The sequence below is a fragment of the Nocardioides donggukensis genome (assembly GCF_014842875.1).
GTDB classification, from domain to species: Bacteria; Actinomycetota; Actinomycetes; order Propionibacteriales; family Nocardioidaceae; genus Nocardioides; species Nocardioides donggukensis.
Window position 1 is genome coordinate 483,751 of sequence record NZ_JACYXZ010000003.1, and the last position, 15,834, is coordinate 499,584.

The window sequence follows — 15,834 nt, forward strand, 5'->3', positions numbered from 1 at the left end:
GGTCCGTCGATCAGGACGGGGCGCCCGGACGCCCCGGGTCGGCCGGGAAGTCGCCCGAGTCGTCGTCACCGTTGCGCGAGACCTTCGCCGCGGCCGCGTTGGCGGCGTCGCTGACCTTGTCCTTCACGACCGGCGCCTGGTGGCGGACGGTCTCCTCCGCTTTGGAGACGGTGTCCTGCACCTTCGGGTTGTTGGCGAACCGCTTCGCGCGGTCGCGGATCTGCTCGTAGCGCTCACGCCCGGCGCGGGCGCCGAGCACGTAGCCCACCCCGACCAGGATCAGGATCTTCAGCTTGCCCATCATTCGGCCCTCCTCGAGATGTACGTTCCCCTCGAACCTATCGCCGCCCGGCTCGGGCGCGCGACGAGGGTCGGGCAACCGCCCGCGAGGGAGCCGTACCCGCTCCCGGCCGGGATCATGTGCCCCGACCCGTCGCCTCAGTCGCTCGCTCGTCCCTCGCTCGACTCCATCAGCGACCACTCTCTTCCGGTCACCTCAGTCGCTCGCTCGTTCCTCGCTCGACTCCATCAGCGACCACACCCCTTCGGGTCGCCTCAGTCGCTCGCTCGTTCCTCGCTCGACTCCATCAGCGACCTCGCTCTTCCGGTCGCCTCAGTCGCTCGCTCGTTCCTCGCTCGACTCCATCAGCGACCAGGCGATCCCGTCCAGGATGTCCGCCTCGCTCACCACCAGCCGGTCCGCCCGGGTGCGCCGCAGCACGCGGTCCAGGATCAGGGCGCCGGCGCCGATGACGTCCGCCCGGCCGGGGTGCAGGTATGGCAGCTCCAGCCGCTCGGCCACCGTCATGCCCAGCAGCCGGGCGGTCATGGCATGCACCCCGCGGGCGTCGACCACCGCCTGGTCGAGCGCGTCCCGGTCGTACGCCGGCAGGTCGAGCACGCCGGCGGCGACGGTCAGGACCGTCCCGGCGACACCGACCACGGTGGCCGCCTCGGACGCCGGGACCGGACAGGCGTCGAGGGCGGCGTCGATGTCGGCCGTGGCCGCGGCCACCTCCGCGGCCGTCGGCGGGTCGGTGCGCAGGTGCCGCTCGTGCATCCGCACGGACCCGATGTCCATGGAGTGACCCTCCGGCGGCCCTTCGCCGGGCCGCGCGGGGCCCAGGACGAGCTCGGTCGACCCGCCGCCGATGTCCACGACCAGCACCGGGGGCTCCGGATCCACCCTGAGGTGGCGGACGGCGCCGGCGAAGGCGAGCCGCGCCTCCTCGTGCCCGGCCAGCACCTCCGGGTCGACACCCAGCCGCTCCCGCACCCCGGCAGCGAAGAGGTCGCCGTTGGTCGCGTCCCGGGCCGCCGAGGTGGCGCAGAACCGCAGCCGCTCCACGGGGAGCCGCTCGAGGACGGCGGCGTACTCGTCGAGCGCCGCGAAGGCCCGCTCCAGGGCCTCCGGCGCCAGCCGACCGGTGCGGTCGACGTCCTGCCCCAGCCGGACCATCCGGGTCTCCCGTGCCAGCACCTCGCCCGAGGGCAGGTCGGCCACCATGAGCTTGATCGTGTTCGTGCCGCAGTCGACGGCGGCCACCCTCACGTGGCAGAGCCCCGCGGCACGCACGGACCCGAGGACCACCACTCGCCCAGCAGGTCCAGGACCTCGTCGCCGAGGGGGTTCACACCGCGCCCCTGGGCCAGCGCCTGGCCGGCGAGGACGTGCAGGCACTTGACCCGGTCCGGCATCCCGCCCGCCGAGACACCGGCGATCTCGGGGACCTCGCCGATCGCGGTTCGCGCCGCCAGGTAGGCCTCGTGCGCGGCGGCGTACGAGGCCGCAAGGTCGGGGTCCTCGGCGAGCCGCTGCTGCATCTCCCGCATCAGCCCGGACGCCTCGAGCGTCCCGATCCGCGACGCCGCCCGCGGGCAGGTCAGGTAGAAGGTCGTGGGGAACGGCGTCCCGTCGTCGAGCCTCGGCTCGGTGGCCACCACGTCGGGGTTGCCGCACGGGCACCGGTGACCGATGCCGTGGATCGAGCGCGGCGGGCGGCCGAGCTGGGCCTCGATCGCGGACTCGTCGTCCAGGCCGATCGGTCCGGCCGGGACAGGGCTGGGCGGCTGGCTCACGGGGCCGGGGCCTGGATCTTCTGCTCGGGCCGGTCGGCCGGGTCCTCCGGGTCGCCGGCGGCCTCCACCGAGGCCCAGGCGGTCTCCCACCACGGCGTCGGCTCGATCCCCTCGACCGAGTCCGGGTCGCTGAGCTGGTCCGGGGAGTCGAGCGGCTCGCCGTTCTCGTCGATCACCTGGTAGCCGGTCTCGCCGGGCATGACGTAGCCGAACCGCTCGCGGGCCTGCATCTCGACGTAGGCGTCGTCCTGCCAGCGCTGCTTCTCCCGCTCCAGGGCCTCGATGTCCTGCCCGGTCTCGGCGATCTGCGCGTTGAGGTCGGCGATGTGGTCGCGCTGCTGCAGGTAGGCGCGCATGCTCGAGGCGTAGGACACCGCCAGCACGGCCACCACCAGGACCAGGACCGTGGCCCGGCCGGTCAGGCGAGGCCGGACGGTGCCGCCCGGGCCCGGGCGGCCAGGCGCCGCACTCGACGAGCGGCTCCGCTGCGGGCGCGGGCCGACCGGCCCCCGGGGTCCGCGGGGGCCGCCCCTCGTCCGGCGGTCGGGCACGGCGCGATCAGCCCCGGTCGAAGCGCGGGAACGCGGCGGCACCGGCGTACCGGGCCGCGTCGCCGAGGTCGCCCTCGATGCGCAGGAGCTGGTTGTACTTCGCGACCCGCTCGGAGCGGGCCGGCGCGCCGGTCTTGATCTGTCCGCAGTTCGTCGCCACCGCGAGGTCGGCGATCGTGGTGTCCTCGGTCTCGCCCGAGCGGTGGCTCATCATGCAGCGGTAGCCGTTGCGGTGCGCGAGGTCGACGGAGTCGAGGGTCTCGGTGAGGGACCCGATCTGGTTCACCTTCACCAGCAGCGCGTTGGCCTGGCCCTCGGTGATGCCGCGCTGCAGACGCTCGACGTTGGTGACGAACAGGTCGTCGCCCACGATCTGGATCGCGTCGCCGAGCTGGTCGGTCATGGTCTTCCAGCCCTCCCAGTCGTCCTCGTCGAGCGGGTCCTCGATGGAGACGATCGGGTACGCCGCGCACAGCTCGGCGTAGTAGGCGGTCATCTCGGCGGCGCTCTTCGACCCGCCCTCGAAGGAGTAGACCCCGTCGGAGCAGAACTCGGTCGCCGCGACGTCCATGGCCAGCGCGATGTCCGTGCCCAGGGTGAGCCCGGCCGCCGAGACCGCCTCGGCGATCAGGTCGAGGGCGGCCCGGTTCGAGTCGAGGTCGGGGGCGAAGCCGCCCTCGTCGCCGAGACCCGTGGCCAGGCCCTTCTTCTTCAACACCGACTTCAGCGCGTGGTAGACCTCCGCGCCCTGACGGAGGGCCTCGCGGAAGGTCGGCGCCCCGACGGGCGCGATCATGAACTCCTGGATGTCCACGTTGGAGTCGGCGTGCGAGCCGCCGTTGAGGATGTTCATCATCGGGACCGGGAGCACGTGCGCGTTCGGGCCGCCGACGTAGCGGTAGAGCGGCAGCCCGGCGGAGTCCGCGGCGGCCCGGGCGACGGCGAGGGAGACGCCGAGGATCGCGTTGGCGCCCAGCGTCGCCTTGTTGGGCGTGGCGTCCAGGTCCAGCATCGTCTGGTCGACCAGCCGCTGGTCGTCGGCCTCCATGCCGGCGACGGCGGGGCCGATCCGGTCGATGACCGCGGTCACCGCCTGTTCGACGCCCTTGCCCACGTAGCGGCTGCCGCCGTCGCGCAGCTCCACGGCCTCGAAGGCACCCGTCGAGGCGCCACTGGGGACGGCGGCACGGGCGAAGGCACCGTCGTCGAGCTGGACCTCGACCTCGACGGTGGGGTTGCCGCGCGAGTCGAGGATCTCGCGGGCGCCGACGGCTGCGATGGAAGCCATGGTGGTGCTCCTGCTGCTGGGGGCGGACGGGCACCGTCAGCCTAGCGCCGTCGGGCCGCCCCGCCCGGCAGGCCCGGCGGGCGTGGGACGGGTCAGCCGGTGCTCAGCCGGTGGTCAGCCGGTGCTCAGCCGGTGGTCAGCCGGTCGTCGGCCGGTCGGCGGCCACCACCCGGCGTACGGCGTCACGCAGGGTCTGCTCCGGGTCGACCCCGACCGCCCGCGCCTCGGCGACCAGGCCGAGCATCCGCTCCCCGAGACCCGCATCCGGACCGGCAGCGACCTCGGGAGCGACGCCGGTGCGCGCGAGCCGGTCGAGGACCTTGTCGGCGAGCAGCAGCGCCGGCAGCGTCGGGGGCAGGCCGTCGAGCACCGACGTGCGCCGCTTCTCCTCGGCCTTGATCGCCTCCCACATCTCGTTCACGGTCGCGGCGTCGGGCCGGTCCTCGGCGTCCGGCTCGCCGTCGCCGAACACGTGCGGGTTGCGCCGCACCAGCTTGGCGACCAGGTCGCCCGCGACGTCGTCGACGGTGAAGCCCTCCGACTCGGCGGCGATGGCGGCGTGGAAGAAGACCTGGAGCAGGAGATCCCCGAGCTCCTCGCGGAGGTGCTCGGCGTCGCCGGTGTCGATCGCCTCCAGCGTCTCGTGGGTCTCCTCGAGCAGGTAGCGGGCCAGCGAGCGGTGGGTCTGCCCGGCCTTCCAGGCACACTCCGTCCGGAGCCTGGCCATCACCCCGGCCAGCTCGACGAGCCGGTCACCCGGTGCCACGGCTCAGCCGCAGGACTGGGACGCCGGCAGCGCGTCGGCGTACTCGGTGTCGGCCTCGGTCGGGTCCGCGCCGTCCGCGCCCAGCCTGGCCAGGTCCGACACCGGGGCGGAGAGGGACTCGTCCGGAGCGGTGTAGGCCAGCTCCTGGTCGACCGTGCCGAAGCGCGGGTCGAGCTCGACGTCCTGCTCGGCCGCCCAGGCCGAGAACACCTCGCCACCGGCCGTATCCAGCTCCTGCGGGTCCGCCTCCGAGCCGAGCTCGCGCTGGCCGATCTGGTTGAAGACGGCGCCCACGTAGGTGTTCGTGGTGAGGACCTCGAGGACCGCGTCCCGCTCGTCGTCGGGCAGGTCCTGCTCGCGGACCCGGTCCTCCAGGTCGTTGACGGCGCGGGCGTACTCGGGGCCGACCTCGATGTCGAACTCCTCGGCATACTCCTCGGCCTGGATCCCGGCCACCTGCAGGGACAGGGCGAGGGCCCGGATCCGCGCCATCGAGAGGCGGGCGTCGTTCTGCTCCAGCGAGGGCCGGTTGATCTCGCAGTAGGCCTCGGCGAACCGGTCCGCCTCCGACATCGAGACCGACCGCTCGCCGACCACCGCGGCGTCGCCGGGGTACAGGTCGGCCGACCCGCAGCCGGTGAGCGCGATCAGGCCGACGAGGGCGGCGGCGTACCTCTGCAGCGGACGGGTCCTCACGCCGGGGTCTCCTTCGGGTCGAGCACGGTGTCGATGACGTTGCGGGCCCATTCAAGCAGGGCCTCGTCACGCAGCGCGTTCGGGCCGGTCTGCGGGCGCGGCACCAGCACGGTGTCGGTGGCGGCCTTGACCAGGCTCTTGGGGTAGAGCCTGTTCAGGCGCACCACCCGCGAGTCCGGCAGGGACACCGGGTGGAAGCGCACGTTGCGGCCGGCCACCGTCACCTCCGAGATGCCCGCCTCCCTTGCGCGGGCGCGGAACCTGGCCACCTGCAGGAGGCTGGTGACCGCGGGCGGCGGGTTGCCGTAGCGGTCCAGCATCTCCTCGTGCAGCTGGGCGACGTCGGCGTCGGCGCGGACCTCGGCCAGCCGCTTGTACATCTCCAGCCGGAGCCGCTCGGAGGGGATGTAGTCGTGCGGCAGGTGCGCGTCGATCGGGAGCTCGATGCGGACCTCGGCCAGCTCCGGCTCGGCGTCGCCGCGGAACTCCTGGACCGCCTCACCGACCAGGCGCACGTAGAGGTCGAAGCCGACGTCGGCGATGTGACCCGACTGCTCTCCTCCCAGCAGGTTGCCGGCGCCCCGGATCTCCAGGTCCTTCATGGCGATCGCCATGCCGCCACCGAGGTCGGAGTGCTGGGCCAGGGTGGCGAGCCGCTCGTGGGCGGTCTCGGTCAGCGGCTTCTCGCTCGGGTAGAGGAAGTAGCCGTAGGCCCGCTCGCGGGACCGTCCGACCCGGCCGCGGAGCTGGTGCAGCTGGGAGAGCCCGAGGGTGTCGGCGCGCTCGATGATCATGGTGTTGGCGTTCGACACGTCCAGGCCCGACTCCACCAGCGTGGTGCACACCAGCACGTCGAAGCGCTTCTCCCAGAAGTCGACCATCACCTGCTCGAGCTGGCGCTCGTTCATCTGCCCGTGGGCGGTGGCCACGCGTGCCTCCGGCACCAGCTCGCGGATCCCGGCCGCCGCCTTCTCGATGGAGTTCACCCGGTTGTGGATGTAGAACACCTGACCGTCGCGCAGCAGCTCGCGACGCACCGCCGCGACCACCTGCCGGTCCTCGTAGGCCCCGACGTAGGTCAGGACCGGATGCCGCTCCTCGGGCGGAGTGGCGATCGTCGACATCTCGCGGATGCCGGTGATCGCCATCTCCAGGGTGCGCGGGATCGGCGTCGCCGACATCGACAGGACGTCGACGCTGGTGCGCAGCCGCTTCATCAGCTCCTTGTGCTCGACGCCGAACCGCTGCTCCTCGTCGACGATGATCAGCCCGAGGTCCTTGAAGGAGATGTCGGGGTTGAGCAGCCGGTGGGTGCCGATCACGACGTCGACGCTGCCGTCGGCCAGGCCGGCGGTGACCTCCCGGGCCTCCTTGTCGGTCTGGAACCGGCTCAGCGCCTCGAGGTTCACCGGGAAGCCGCTCATGCGCTCGGCGAAGGTGGAGTGGTGCTGGTTCACCAGCAGCGTCGTCGGCACCAGGACCGCGACCTGCTTGCCGTCCTGCACCGCCTTGAACGCCGCCCGGACGGCGATCTCGGTCTTGCCGTAGCCGACGTCGCCGCAGACCAGCCGGTCCATCGGGACCTGCCGCATCATGTCGCCCTTGACCTCGTCGACGGTGCTCAGCTGGTCGGGGGTCTCCTGGAAGGGGAAGGCGTCCTCCAGCTCGGCCTGCCACGGCGAGTCCGGGCCGAAGGCGTGGCCCCGGGTCGCCTGCCGGGCGGCGTACAGCTTGATCAGCTCGGCGGCGATCTGACGCACCGCCTTGCGGGCCCGGCCCTTGCGCTTGGCCCAGTCGGCGCCACCGAGCCGGTCGAGGGAGGGCTGCTCCCCGCCGACGTACCGGGTCACCTGGTCCAGCGCGTCGGCGGGCACGTAGAGCCGGTCCGGCGGCGCGCCGCGCTTCGAGGCGCCGTACTCGAGGACGAGGTACTCGCGGGTGGCGCCGCCGACCTCGCGCTGCTTCATCTCCACGTAGCGGCCGACACCGTGCTGCTCGTGGACCACGTAGTCGCCTGGGGCCAGCTCGAGCGGGTCGATCTGCTTCTTGCGGCGGGCCGGCATCCGGCGCATGTCGCGGGTGCTGGACTTCTGGCCGGAGATGTCCTCGCCGGTGAGCACCGCGACGTGGTCGGTGACCACCCCGTGCACCAGGCAGCCGGTGGTCACGGTGACCACTCCCCCGACGCCCTCGCCGCTGACCTCGTCCTCGAGCCGGGCCGGCAGGTCGTGCTCGCCCAGGGCCTCGACCATGCGCTCCGCCGGGCCGTGCCCCTGGTGCACGACGACCACGCGGCGTCCGGTGTCGAGCCAGCCGCGGATGTCGCGGATCGCGGCCTCCACGTCACCGCGGTACGCCTCGACCGGGTTGGCGCGGACGGTGCGGGTCTCGACCGCGCCCGTGTCGCTCCCGGTCACCGGACCCGCCGGCGCGTCGGCGTCGTCGATGCCGAACGGACTCACCGACCACCAGGCCAGGCCCCGGCCCAGCGCCTGCTCGCGGACGTCGGCGAGCGCCCAGTACGACGCGGCGCCGAGGTCGATCGGCGCCTGGCCGCCGCTGGCCGCCGCGGCCCAGGAGGCGCCGAGGAACTCCTCGCTGGTCGCCACCAGGTCGTGGGCGCGGGTCCGGGCCCGCTCCGGGTCGAGGACGAGGACGTGGGTGTCCTTCGGCATCAGGTCGACCAGCAGCTCCATCCCGTCGACAAGGGCCGGAGCCAGCGACTCCATGCCCTCCACGGCGATGCCGTTGGCGATCTTGTCCGTCAGCTCGAGCAGCTGCGGGTGCTGCTCGCCCAGGTCCGCCGCGCGGCGGCGTACCTCGTCGGTGAGCAGGAGCTCGCGGCACGGCGGCGCCCACAGCCGGTCGACCGCCTCGAGGGTGCGCTGGTCGGCGACCGCGAAGCTGCGGATCTCCTCGACGTCGTCACCCCAGAGCTCCACCCGGAGAGGGTGCTCCTCGGTGGGCGGGAAGATGTCGACGATGCCCCCGCGCACGGCGTACTCGCCGCGCCGCTCGACCAGGTCGACCCGGGTGTAGGCGGCGTCCGTGAGCCGACGGGCGAGATCGTCGAGCTCGACGCTGTCGCCGGGCCGGACCTCGACCGGGGCGAGGTCGCCGAGGCCGGGCACCTGGGGCTGGAGGATGCTGCGGACCGGGGCCACCACCACCCGCAGCCGCCCCTCCTCGGGGTGGCAGATGCGGCGCAGGATCGCCAGTCGCTGACCCACGGTGTCGCTGCGCGGGCTGAGCCGTTCGTGCGGCAGGGTCTCCCAGCTCGGGAAGTAGCCGACCTCGTCGCGGTCGACCAGGTCGGTGAGCGACTCGACCAGGTCCTCGGCCTCGCGCTGGGTCGCGGTGACCACCAGCACCGTGCGGTCGCCGCGGGCCAGCCCGGCGACCACGAACGGCCGCAGACCGGCCGGCCCGGTCAGGTCCAGGGCATCCACGCCGTCGACGTCGCGCAGCGCGGCGTCGAGGGTGTCATCGGCCAGGACGGCATCGGCGAGGCCCTGCAGGCGCACGGGGGTCCCTTCAGGTGAGCGGAGGCGCCGGAACTCCGCAATTGCGGCCGTGTGACACATCGGCGAGCCGATTCTGTGTCATTCGGCCGCAATTGCGGGACTTCGGACACCACGGAAGCCCCCTGTCCATGGACGAGGGGGTGCAATCCGATGATACGTGCGGGCGGGGCGCGGGCCGCAGTCGGCCGGACCGGTACGCCGGGTCGCCGGCGTCGACGACTCCAGAGCCGACACAAGCGACGGGTCAGGGGGACTCGGCGGCGGCGCGCTCGGGTTCGCTGCGGAGCACGCAGAACTCGTTGCCCTCGGGGTCGGCGAGGACCACCCAGCCGACGCCGGGGCCGTAGTGGTCGCGGTGGTCGGCCAGCTCGGTCGCCCCCAGCGAGAGCAGCCGCTCGACCTCCTCGTCCCGTGTTCCGGCCGAGGGCCGCAGGTCGAAGTGCAGGCGGTTCTTGGTCAGCTTCTCGTCCGGGACCTCGATGAACAGCAGCTGGCGCTCACCGTCCGGGCTCTGGATCAGGCACTCGCTGTGCTCGGGGTCGTTGGGGTCGTCGGGTGGGTCGACGTACCCCAGGACCTGCCTCCACCACTCCGCGAGCCGGTAGGCGTCGACGCAGTCGACGCTGGTGTGCGCGATGTAGGACGTCATGGCACCAGCGTGCACCCGCGCGAGACCTGCGTCGACAGCCCTCAGTCGGTGCCGTGCTCGCGCACGAAGGCCAGGATCGGCTCGGCCAGCTCGGGGCGGCAGACGATGAGGTCGGGCAGCGACACGTCGGACTGGTTGTAGGCCAGCTCCGAGCCGTCCACCCGGGAGCAGAACAGGCCAGCGGCCCGGGCCACCGCGACCGGCGCCGCGTTGTCCCACTCGTACTGTCCCCCGGCGTGCACGTAGGCGTCGGCGACGTCGCGCACGACCGACATCACCTTCACCCCGGCCGAGCCCATCGGCACCAGGTCCGCGCCGATCTCGGCGGCCAGCGCCTCGACGAACGCCGGCGGACGGCTGCGGGAGACCGCGATCCGGGGCCGCTGCGCGGTGCGCGGCGGCACGACGGACGGGGTGCCGGTGTTGAAGGTCTCCCCCAGCACCGGCTGCGCCACGGCCCCAGCGACCAGCTCGCCCTCCTGCCAGAGCGCCACGTGCACCGCCCAGTCGTCGCGCGGGGGCTCGGAGAACTCACGGGTGCCGTCCAGCGGGTCGATGATCCAGACCCGCTTGGCGCTCAGCCGGGCGTCCTTGTCGGCGGCGTTCTCGAGGGCCTCCTCGGAGAGCACCGCGTCGTCGGGCCGGTGCTCGGCGAGCAGCGACATCAGCAGGTCGTGCGCGGCCAGGTCACCGGCATCCTTGAGCGCCTTGCCCTCGTGCCCCTCCTCCCGCACCTCGAGCAGGCGGTCGCCGGCCACGCCGGCCAGCCAGGTGGCGAGCACGTGGTCGTCGTGGGCGGCGGCGGGCGGCGGGGTTCCGGGATCGAAGGTCACGGGCCAACTCTGCCACGAGTGAGGTCCGTGCAGGACGGCCGCGCCCCGCGCCATGGCCACAACGGGCCACGACCCCCCGGGGGTCACCCCAGTCCTCGGCCAGACCGGCTCGGACCACCGCCCGCCGTACCTAGACTCCGGAGTCGGGGCTGGAAAGTGGGGGATGTCCGTTCCCCCCGGGGGAGATCGTCGATGCTGAAGTGTTGCGGGGGAGCCGGCGCACTGGCCGGAGCGCTGCTGCTGCTGGGCACCGGGTGCCAGGCCTCCACCGAGGCCGGTCCGACCCCAGGGGCGAGCGGTACGCCGTCCGTGGGGCAGGCCGCGGGACAGGACGAGGAGTCCACACCCGGCCCTGCTGCGCCACTGCCGTCCGGCACCGGTCGCGCGGGGCTGCCCGACCCGCCCACGACGGACTCACCGAGCCCTCGCGGCACGGCCCCGCCGGAGGCGACGGGCGGTGAGGGGACGGTGCTGACCAGCGGCACGGCCCGGCTGCCCCGTGCTCCGCGGGCCGACCGGAGGCCCCTGGTCTCCCTGCCCCTTCCGGCCGCCGCCAGCGGTGGCGGCGTGGTCGCCGGATATCCGCGGCCGGCCCTGTCGCCGGTTGCGCGCAGCGACGCCCTGGCCACCAGCGTCTCGCCGGCGCGACGAAGCCTGCAGGTCGGCCTGAGCGCCCGATCGGGCCGGACGCCCGAGGGGGTGCTCCGGCACTACCGGCGCCGCCTCGCGGAGCGGGGCTTCCGCGAGGCCCCGATCGTCGCCGTGGCCGGCTCCGAGGCCACCGTGTTCCGGCGCGGTCGGGACACCGTCACCATCACGACTCGCGACGCCGGCTCCACGACGCACTACTCGCTCCTGGCGACGTTGTGGGCTCGCCGCAGCTGACCGGCTCCCCCACTGTCGTGGTCGGGACGGAGAGGCCCGCGCTGATCGGTATCCGCAACCCCAGTCCCACCTCCTCGGGGGGTGCGTCCTCGGGTGGTGGCCCATCTGGGCAGGCCGGCCCCAGTTCGCGGCGGACGAGGCCGCACGGGCCGATTTCGCCCGTACCGTGGAACGACGGGCCTGGGGGGGATGACGTGACGAGGCGGACGACGAGCACGCGGACGCAGAGCGCCTGCGGACGCGTCGGTCTGCGCCTGCGGGCCGGCCGCTCCGGGTGTGCGGGGGCCTGAGGATGTACCTCTCCGTCCGGGACCGACCGCCGCGCACAGGTGGTGCGGGCAGCTCCGACGTCACGCCGGCGACGGCTCCGCACCCGCGCCGACGGCCACGGGTCGGACGCGTGGTGCTCACCTTGGGCATGGTCAGCCTGCTGACCGACATCTCGACGGAGTCGGTCGCCGCGATCCTCCCGCTCTACCTGACGGTCGTCGTGGGGCTCTCCCCCGTCGCGTTCGGTCTCATCGACGGTCTCTACCAGGGCGCCAGCGTGCTGGTCCGGCTGGGCGGGGGCTGGATCTCCGACCGCACCGATCGACCCAAGTGGGTCGCCTTCGCCGGCTACGGGTTGTCGTGCGTGGCGCGCTTCTTCCTCCTCTTCGCGGCCGGCGCCGGCTCGATCGCCGCCGTCGTGGCCGCCGACCGCGTGGGCAAGGGCCTGCGGACGGCGCCCCGGGACGCGATGATCTCGTCGGCCACGCGCAGCGAGGACCTCGGGTTGGCGTTCGGCGTGCACCGCGCGCTCGACACGGTCGGGGCGGCGATGGGTCCGCTGATCGCCTTCCTGGTGCTGTGGTGGATCCCGGACGGATACCTCACGGTGATGGTGATCAGCCTGGCGTTCGCGGTCATCGGGGTGGCCCTGCTCGGCCTCATCGCCCCGGACCAGCGGATCCGCCCGCCACGCCCCCGCCCGACCTCTCGTCCGGCATCGCCGCCGTTCGTGTGGAAGGACCTGACCGACCGTCGACTGACCAGGCTTCTCGTGCTGGCCGCCGGGCTCGGCATCCTCACGATCGGTGACGGGTTCCTCTACCTCACGCTGCTGGAGCGCAGCGACTTCGGCGCGGAGTGGTTCCCGCTCCTCTACGTGGGGACCAACGTGGTCTACCTCGTCCTGGCGATGCCGGTCGGCTGGGCCGCCGACCGCGCAGGACGCGCCAGGGTGCTGGTGGGCGGCCACGTGGCGCTGGCCGGCGCCTACGTCTGCGCGGCAGTTCCCGCCTCCGGGACGGTGCCCACCCTCGCCACGCTCGCGCTGCTGGGCCTCTTCTACGCCGCCACCGACGGCGTGATCGCGGCCATGGCCGGACGGCTGGTGCCGGTACAGGCCAGGGCCAGCGGCATCGCCGCCGCGCAGACCGTCGTCGCGCTGGCCCGGATGCTGGCCACCGTGGGCTTCGGCGTCCTCTGGGTGCTCGTCGGGCCGGCGACCGCCATGGCCGCCGTCGCCGCGGCGCTGGTGCTGGCCACGGCGGTCGCCGCCACGCAGGTCCGCCCGCTCGACCGGGCTCCGGTGACGCCATGAGCAGCCGGTCCCGGTGGGTGCTCTTCGCGGTCGTGGCCGTGGTCGCGACCCTCGTCGCCTCCGCCTTCGCGGCCCGGGAGGCCCAGCGTCATGAGGAGACCTTCTCCGTGTCCACCGAGGACGCTCAGACCACGATCGGGCAGGTCGAGGGCGGCCCCCGGGTGGCGTTCCGGCACACCGGGCTCGACGAGCGGTACGGCCGGGTCGCGCTGGTCCCGCTGGCGGACCCGTCCGGCCCGCGCGCCTTCACCGAGGCCGAGTGCGACCGGGTCGACGCCACCGAGCACGGCGCCTCCTGCCTGCGCACCGAGCGCGGCGTGGTGACCAGGTTCGAGGCCGCCCTCCTCGACGACACCTGGACCGAGGTCGGCGCCGAGCCGCTGCCGGGCATCCCGAGCCGCACCCGGCTCTCCGACGACGGCCGACTCGTGGCCACCACCTCGTTCGTCGCCGGACACTCCTACATGAGCTCCGGCTTCTCCACCGCGACCGAGATCCACGAGCTCGACGGCACCGACCACGGGAACCTCGAGAAGTTCACCCTTCGCCTGGACGGGCGGGCCTCCTCCCCGCGCGACCGCAACGTCTGGGGGGTCACCTTCGTCGACGACCGCACGTTCTACGCGACCGTCGGAACCGGGGGGAGGACGTACCTGGTCGAGGGCGACCTCGTGGAGCGCACCCTCACCTCCGTGGGGAGCGGAGCCGAGTGCCCCGCGGTCTCCCCCGACGGGACGAGGGTCGCGTTCAAGGTCGACGTGGCCCGCGGGCCCGAGAAGCTGTGGCAGCTGGCCGTGCTCGACCTGAGCACCGGGAAGCGCACGATCCTCGCGCACAGCCCCGAGGGCGTCGACGACCAGGTCGAGTGGCTCGACCGACGGACCCTTCTCTACGGCCTGCCCCGGGCCGACCAGCCCGGGGTCACCGACGTGTGGTCGATCGGGACCGGCAGGGGGGCGCGTCCGCAGCTGCTGATCGCGCACGCCTGGTCGCCGTCAGTGATCCGCACCGCCCCGCAGTCAGGAGAGCAGTGATGCACACACGCACAGCGGCGACGCGCCGGCAGCGAGAGGTCGACCAGGGAGCGGCTCGCCTGGTCGAGCGGCTGCTCGAGCTCGCGCCCCGGGGCCTGGCAGCGGCGTACCTGCCCGACAGCGCGGAGTTCGCCCAGACGGTCCGGGGCGTCGCCGGGAGCCCGACCGTGCGGATCCGCCCCGAGGGGGTGAACCCGCGCTACGCCGCGATCGCGGCGATGGGGTTGTCGCGGGTGCCGCTGGAGGTGCAGCACGACGTGCTCGGCGGCCGTACGGCGAGCGAGGTCGCCGCCATGACCGCGGCCCGGGTGCTCGGGTCGACCGATCCGGGAGCGGTCGCCCTCGCCGCCTGGGCGGAGGCGGAGCTGACCGGTTCCTACCCGGGCCGGCTGCTCGGACGGCTGCGGGACCTGCTCTCCGGGGGCCGGCCGCTGCCGACCGTCGACACGGCATGGATGCTCACCGCGGCCGTCGCCGCCGACGGCCTGGGGCCCGCCCGCGACGTGCTCGAGCCTGCCGCCCAGCGGCTGCTCGCGCATGCCGGCGACCAAGGGACCTTCCCGCACCTGCTGCCGCCGCAGGCGCTCCCCCGCTGGCGGGCCCACGTCGGCTGCTTCGCCGACCAGGTCTACCCGATCCAGGCTCTCGCGCGGGCAGCAGCGCTCACCGGCGAGAGCTCGTGGCTGGCGGCGGCGAACACCACCGCCCGGATGATCTGCGGGCGCCAGGGCCGCGAGGGCCAGTGGTGGTGGCACTACGACGTGCGGGACGGCACCGTGGTGGAGGGCTTCCCCGTCTACAGCGTGCACCAGCACGCGATGGCACCGATGGCGCTGCTCGACCTGCTCGACGCCGGCGGCGACGACCACCGCGCGGAGGTCGCGCGCGGTGTGCACTGGCTCGACTCGCACCCGGAGGTCGTCGAGGAACTGGTGTCCGAGCGGTGGGGCCTGGTCTGGCGGAAGGTGGCTCGGCGCGAGCGACTCAAGGCGGCCCGGGCCGCCCAGGCGGCCACCAGCTCGGTACGCGCGGGGAACCGGCTCCCCGGACTGGACCGGATCCTGCCCCCCGCGTCGGTGGACCACGAGTGTCGGCCCTACGAGCTGGGCTGGCTGCTCTACGCCTGGCTGGACGGGGGTGACCTCGATGACTGAGACCGCACACCGGCGCCAGGTGCTGTTCGGGCTCACCGTGGACGCCGTGACCATGGCGGAGACGGTGGCGCTGGCCGACCACGCCCTGCAGACCCGGCAACGGCTCCAGATCGGCGTCGTGAACGCGGCCAAGGTGGTCAAGCTGAAGGCCGACGGGTTCTTGCGCGAGTCGCTGCTGACGTGCGACCTGCTGCTCGCCGACGGTCAGTCCGTCGTGTGGGCGAGTCGGCTCCTCGGCCGCGACCTGCCGGCCCGGGTCGCCGGCATCGACCTGTTCGAGGAGCTGCTCGCGCTCGCCGACCGCAAGGGCTACCGGGTCTACCTGCTGGGGGCGCGACCGGAGGTGCTGGCCGCCGTGGAGCGGGTCGTGGCCGACCGGTTCCCCGGAGCCACCGTCGCGGGCTCCCGGGACGGCTACTTCGCCCCGACCGAGGCCGACGACGTCGCGGCCGAGATCCGCTCCTCCGGCGCGGACATGCTGTTCCTGGGGATGACCACACCGGCCAAGGAGATCTTCCTCGGGACCTACGGCGACGGGCTCGGGGTCCCCGTGCTGCACGGCGTCGGCGGGTCGTTCGACGTGATGGCCGGGGTCACCCGTCGGGCGCCCGAGCGCTGGCAGGCCAGCGGGATGGAGTGGGCCTACCGGGTGCTGCAGGAGCCCCGCCGTCTGTGGCGGCGCTACCTCGTCACCAACTCGGCCTTCCTGCTGCTGCTCCTCGGCGAGCGACTGCACCGGCGACCGCCCTACCGACCGACCCCGCACTGACCTGCCACCGACCATCCACCC

The 15,834-nt window shown here is 73.6% G+C and carries 15 protein-coding genes; 5 read left to right on the forward strand and 10 right to left on the reverse strand.

The window, feature by feature from the left end:
• Positions 1 to 10 precede the first annotated feature (10 nt).
• From IE331_RS12570 to IE331_RS12615, 10 genes are all read right to left on the reverse strand, one after another.
• Positions 11 to 304, reverse strand: a complete 294-nt coding sequence (locus tag IE331_RS12570; RefSeq protein WP_192143756.1) for a hypothetical protein — start codon at positions 302 to 304, stop codon at positions 11 to 13.
• 309 nt (positions 305 to 613) lie between these two features.
• The gene (locus tag IE331_RS12575; protein ID WP_201931749.1) at positions 614 to 1,552 is read right to left on the reverse strand and encodes a Ppx/GppA phosphatase family protein; all 939 of its coding nucleotides are present in this window, start codon (positions 1,550 to 1,552) and stop codon (positions 614 to 616) included.
• A complete protein-coding gene (locus IE331_RS12580) occupies positions 1,549 to 2,043 on the reverse strand; it encodes a DUF501 domain-containing protein (RefSeq protein ID WP_192144015.1) in 495 nt (164 codons plus the stop codon). Before IE331_RS12580 ends, IE331_RS12575 begins: the two co-directional genes overlap by 4 nt.
• A gap of 32 nt (positions 2,044 to 2,075) precedes the next feature.
• Positions 2,076 to 2,471, reverse strand: coding sequence for an FtsB family cell division protein (locus IE331_RS12585; protein WP_201931751.1), 396 nt, complete (start codon positions 2,469 to 2,471; stop codon positions 2,076 to 2,078).
• A gap of 166 nt (positions 2,472 to 2,637) precedes the next feature.
• Positions 2,638 to 3,918 (reverse strand): phosphopyruvate hydratase, encoded by a 1,281-nt coding sequence (eno, locus tag IE331_RS12590; protein WP_192143757.1) that lies wholly within the window; start codon positions 3,916 to 3,918, stop codon positions 2,638 to 2,640.
• A 136-nt stretch (positions 3,919 to 4,054) separates the two neighbouring features.
• The gene (locus IE331_RS12595) at positions 4,055 to 4,684 is read right to left on the reverse strand and encodes a MazG family protein (protein WP_201931752.1); all 630 of its coding nucleotides are present in this window, start codon (positions 4,682 to 4,684) and stop codon (positions 4,055 to 4,057) included.
• A 3-nt stretch (positions 4,685 to 4,687) separates the two neighbouring features.
• The gene (locus tag IE331_RS12600) at positions 4,688 to 5,380 is read right to left on the reverse strand and encodes a hypothetical protein (RefSeq protein WP_192143758.1); all 693 of its coding nucleotides are present in this window, start codon (positions 5,378 to 5,380) and stop codon (positions 4,688 to 4,690) included.
• On the reverse strand, positions 5,377 to 8,904 hold the full coding sequence (mfd, locus tag IE331_RS12605) for a transcription-repair coupling factor (RefSeq protein ID WP_201931753.1): 3,528 nt from the start codon (positions 8,902 to 8,904) through the stop codon (positions 5,377 to 5,379). Before mfd ends, IE331_RS12600 begins: the two co-directional genes overlap by 4 nt.
• Positions 8,905 to 9,148: 244 nt before the next feature.
• A complete protein-coding gene (locus tag IE331_RS12610; protein ID WP_192143760.1) occupies positions 9,149 to 9,553 on the reverse strand; it encodes a VOC family protein in 405 nt (134 codons plus the stop codon).
• Between the two features lie 41 nt (positions 9,554 to 9,594).
• A complete protein-coding gene (locus tag IE331_RS12615) occupies positions 9,595 to 10,386 on the reverse strand; it encodes a 3'(2'),5'-bisphosphate nucleotidase CysQ (RefSeq protein WP_318646821.1) in 792 nt (263 codons plus the stop codon).
• A gap of 192 nt (positions 10,387 to 10,578) precedes the next feature.
• Here IE331_RS12615 and IE331_RS12620 point away from each other — a divergent pair, with 192 nt between their 5' ends.
• From IE331_RS12620 to IE331_RS12640, 5 genes are all read left to right on the forward strand, one after another.
• The gene (locus IE331_RS12620) at positions 10,579 to 11,271 is read left to right on the forward strand and encodes a hypothetical protein (RefSeq protein WP_192143762.1); all 693 of its coding nucleotides are present in this window, start codon (positions 10,579 to 10,581) and stop codon (positions 11,269 to 11,271) included.
• Between the two features lie 400 nt (positions 11,272 to 11,671).
• Positions 11,672 to 12,856, forward strand: coding sequence for an MFS transporter (locus IE331_RS12625; RefSeq protein ID WP_201931754.1), 1,185 nt, complete (start codon positions 11,672 to 11,674; stop codon positions 12,854 to 12,856).
• Positions 12,853 to 13,890 carry a TolB-like translocation protein gene (locus IE331_RS12630; RefSeq protein WP_192143763.1) on the forward strand — a complete coding sequence of 346 codons (1,038 nt, stop codon included), beginning with the start codon at positions 12,853 to 12,855 and terminating at the stop codon, positions 13,888 to 13,890. Before IE331_RS12625 ends, IE331_RS12630 begins: the two co-directional genes overlap by 4 nt.
• Positions 13,890 to 15,044, forward strand: a complete 1,155-nt coding sequence (locus IE331_RS12635; protein WP_192143764.1) for a hypothetical protein — start codon at positions 13,890 to 13,892, stop codon at positions 15,042 to 15,044. Before IE331_RS12630 ends, IE331_RS12635 begins: the two co-directional genes overlap by 1 nt.
• Positions 15,037 to 15,813 carry a WecB/TagA/CpsF family glycosyltransferase gene (locus IE331_RS12640; protein ID WP_192143765.1) on the forward strand — a complete coding sequence of 259 codons (777 nt, stop codon included), beginning with the start codon at positions 15,037 to 15,039 and terminating at the stop codon, positions 15,811 to 15,813. Before IE331_RS12635 ends, IE331_RS12640 begins: the two co-directional genes overlap by 8 nt.
• Positions 15,814 to 15,834: the final 21 nt, after the last annotated feature.

What these genes read in the sequence shown, in the direction of transcription:
- IE331_RS12570 (WP_192143756.1), bottom strand. Translation starts at nt 304, where the DNA reads ATGATGGGCAAGCTGAAGATCCTGATCCTGGTCGGGGTGGGCTACGTG.
- eno (WP_192143757.1), bottom strand. Translation starts at nt 3,918, where the DNA reads ATGGCTTCCATCGCAGCCGTCGGCGCCCGCGAGATCCTCGACTCGCGC.
- IE331_RS12610 (WP_192143760.1), bottom strand. Translation starts at nt 9,553, where the DNA reads ATGACGTCCTACATCGCGCACACCAGCGTCGACTGCGTCGACGCCTAC.
- IE331_RS12620 (WP_192143762.1), top strand. Translation starts at nt 10,579, where the DNA reads ATGCTGAAGTGTTGCGGGGGAGCCGGCGCACTGGCCGGAGCGCTGCTG.
- IE331_RS12630 (WP_192143763.1), top strand. Translation starts at nt 12,853, where the DNA reads ATGAGCAGCCGGTCCCGGTGGGTGCTCTTCGCGGTCGTGGCCGTGGTC.
- IE331_RS12635 (WP_192143764.1), top strand. Translation starts at nt 13,890, where the DNA reads ATGCACACACGCACAGCGGCGACGCGCCGGCAGCGAGAGGTCGACCAG.
- IE331_RS12640 (WP_192143765.1), top strand. Translation starts at nt 15,037, where the DNA reads ATGACTGAGACCGCACACCGGCGCCAGGTGCTGTTCGGGCTCACCGTG.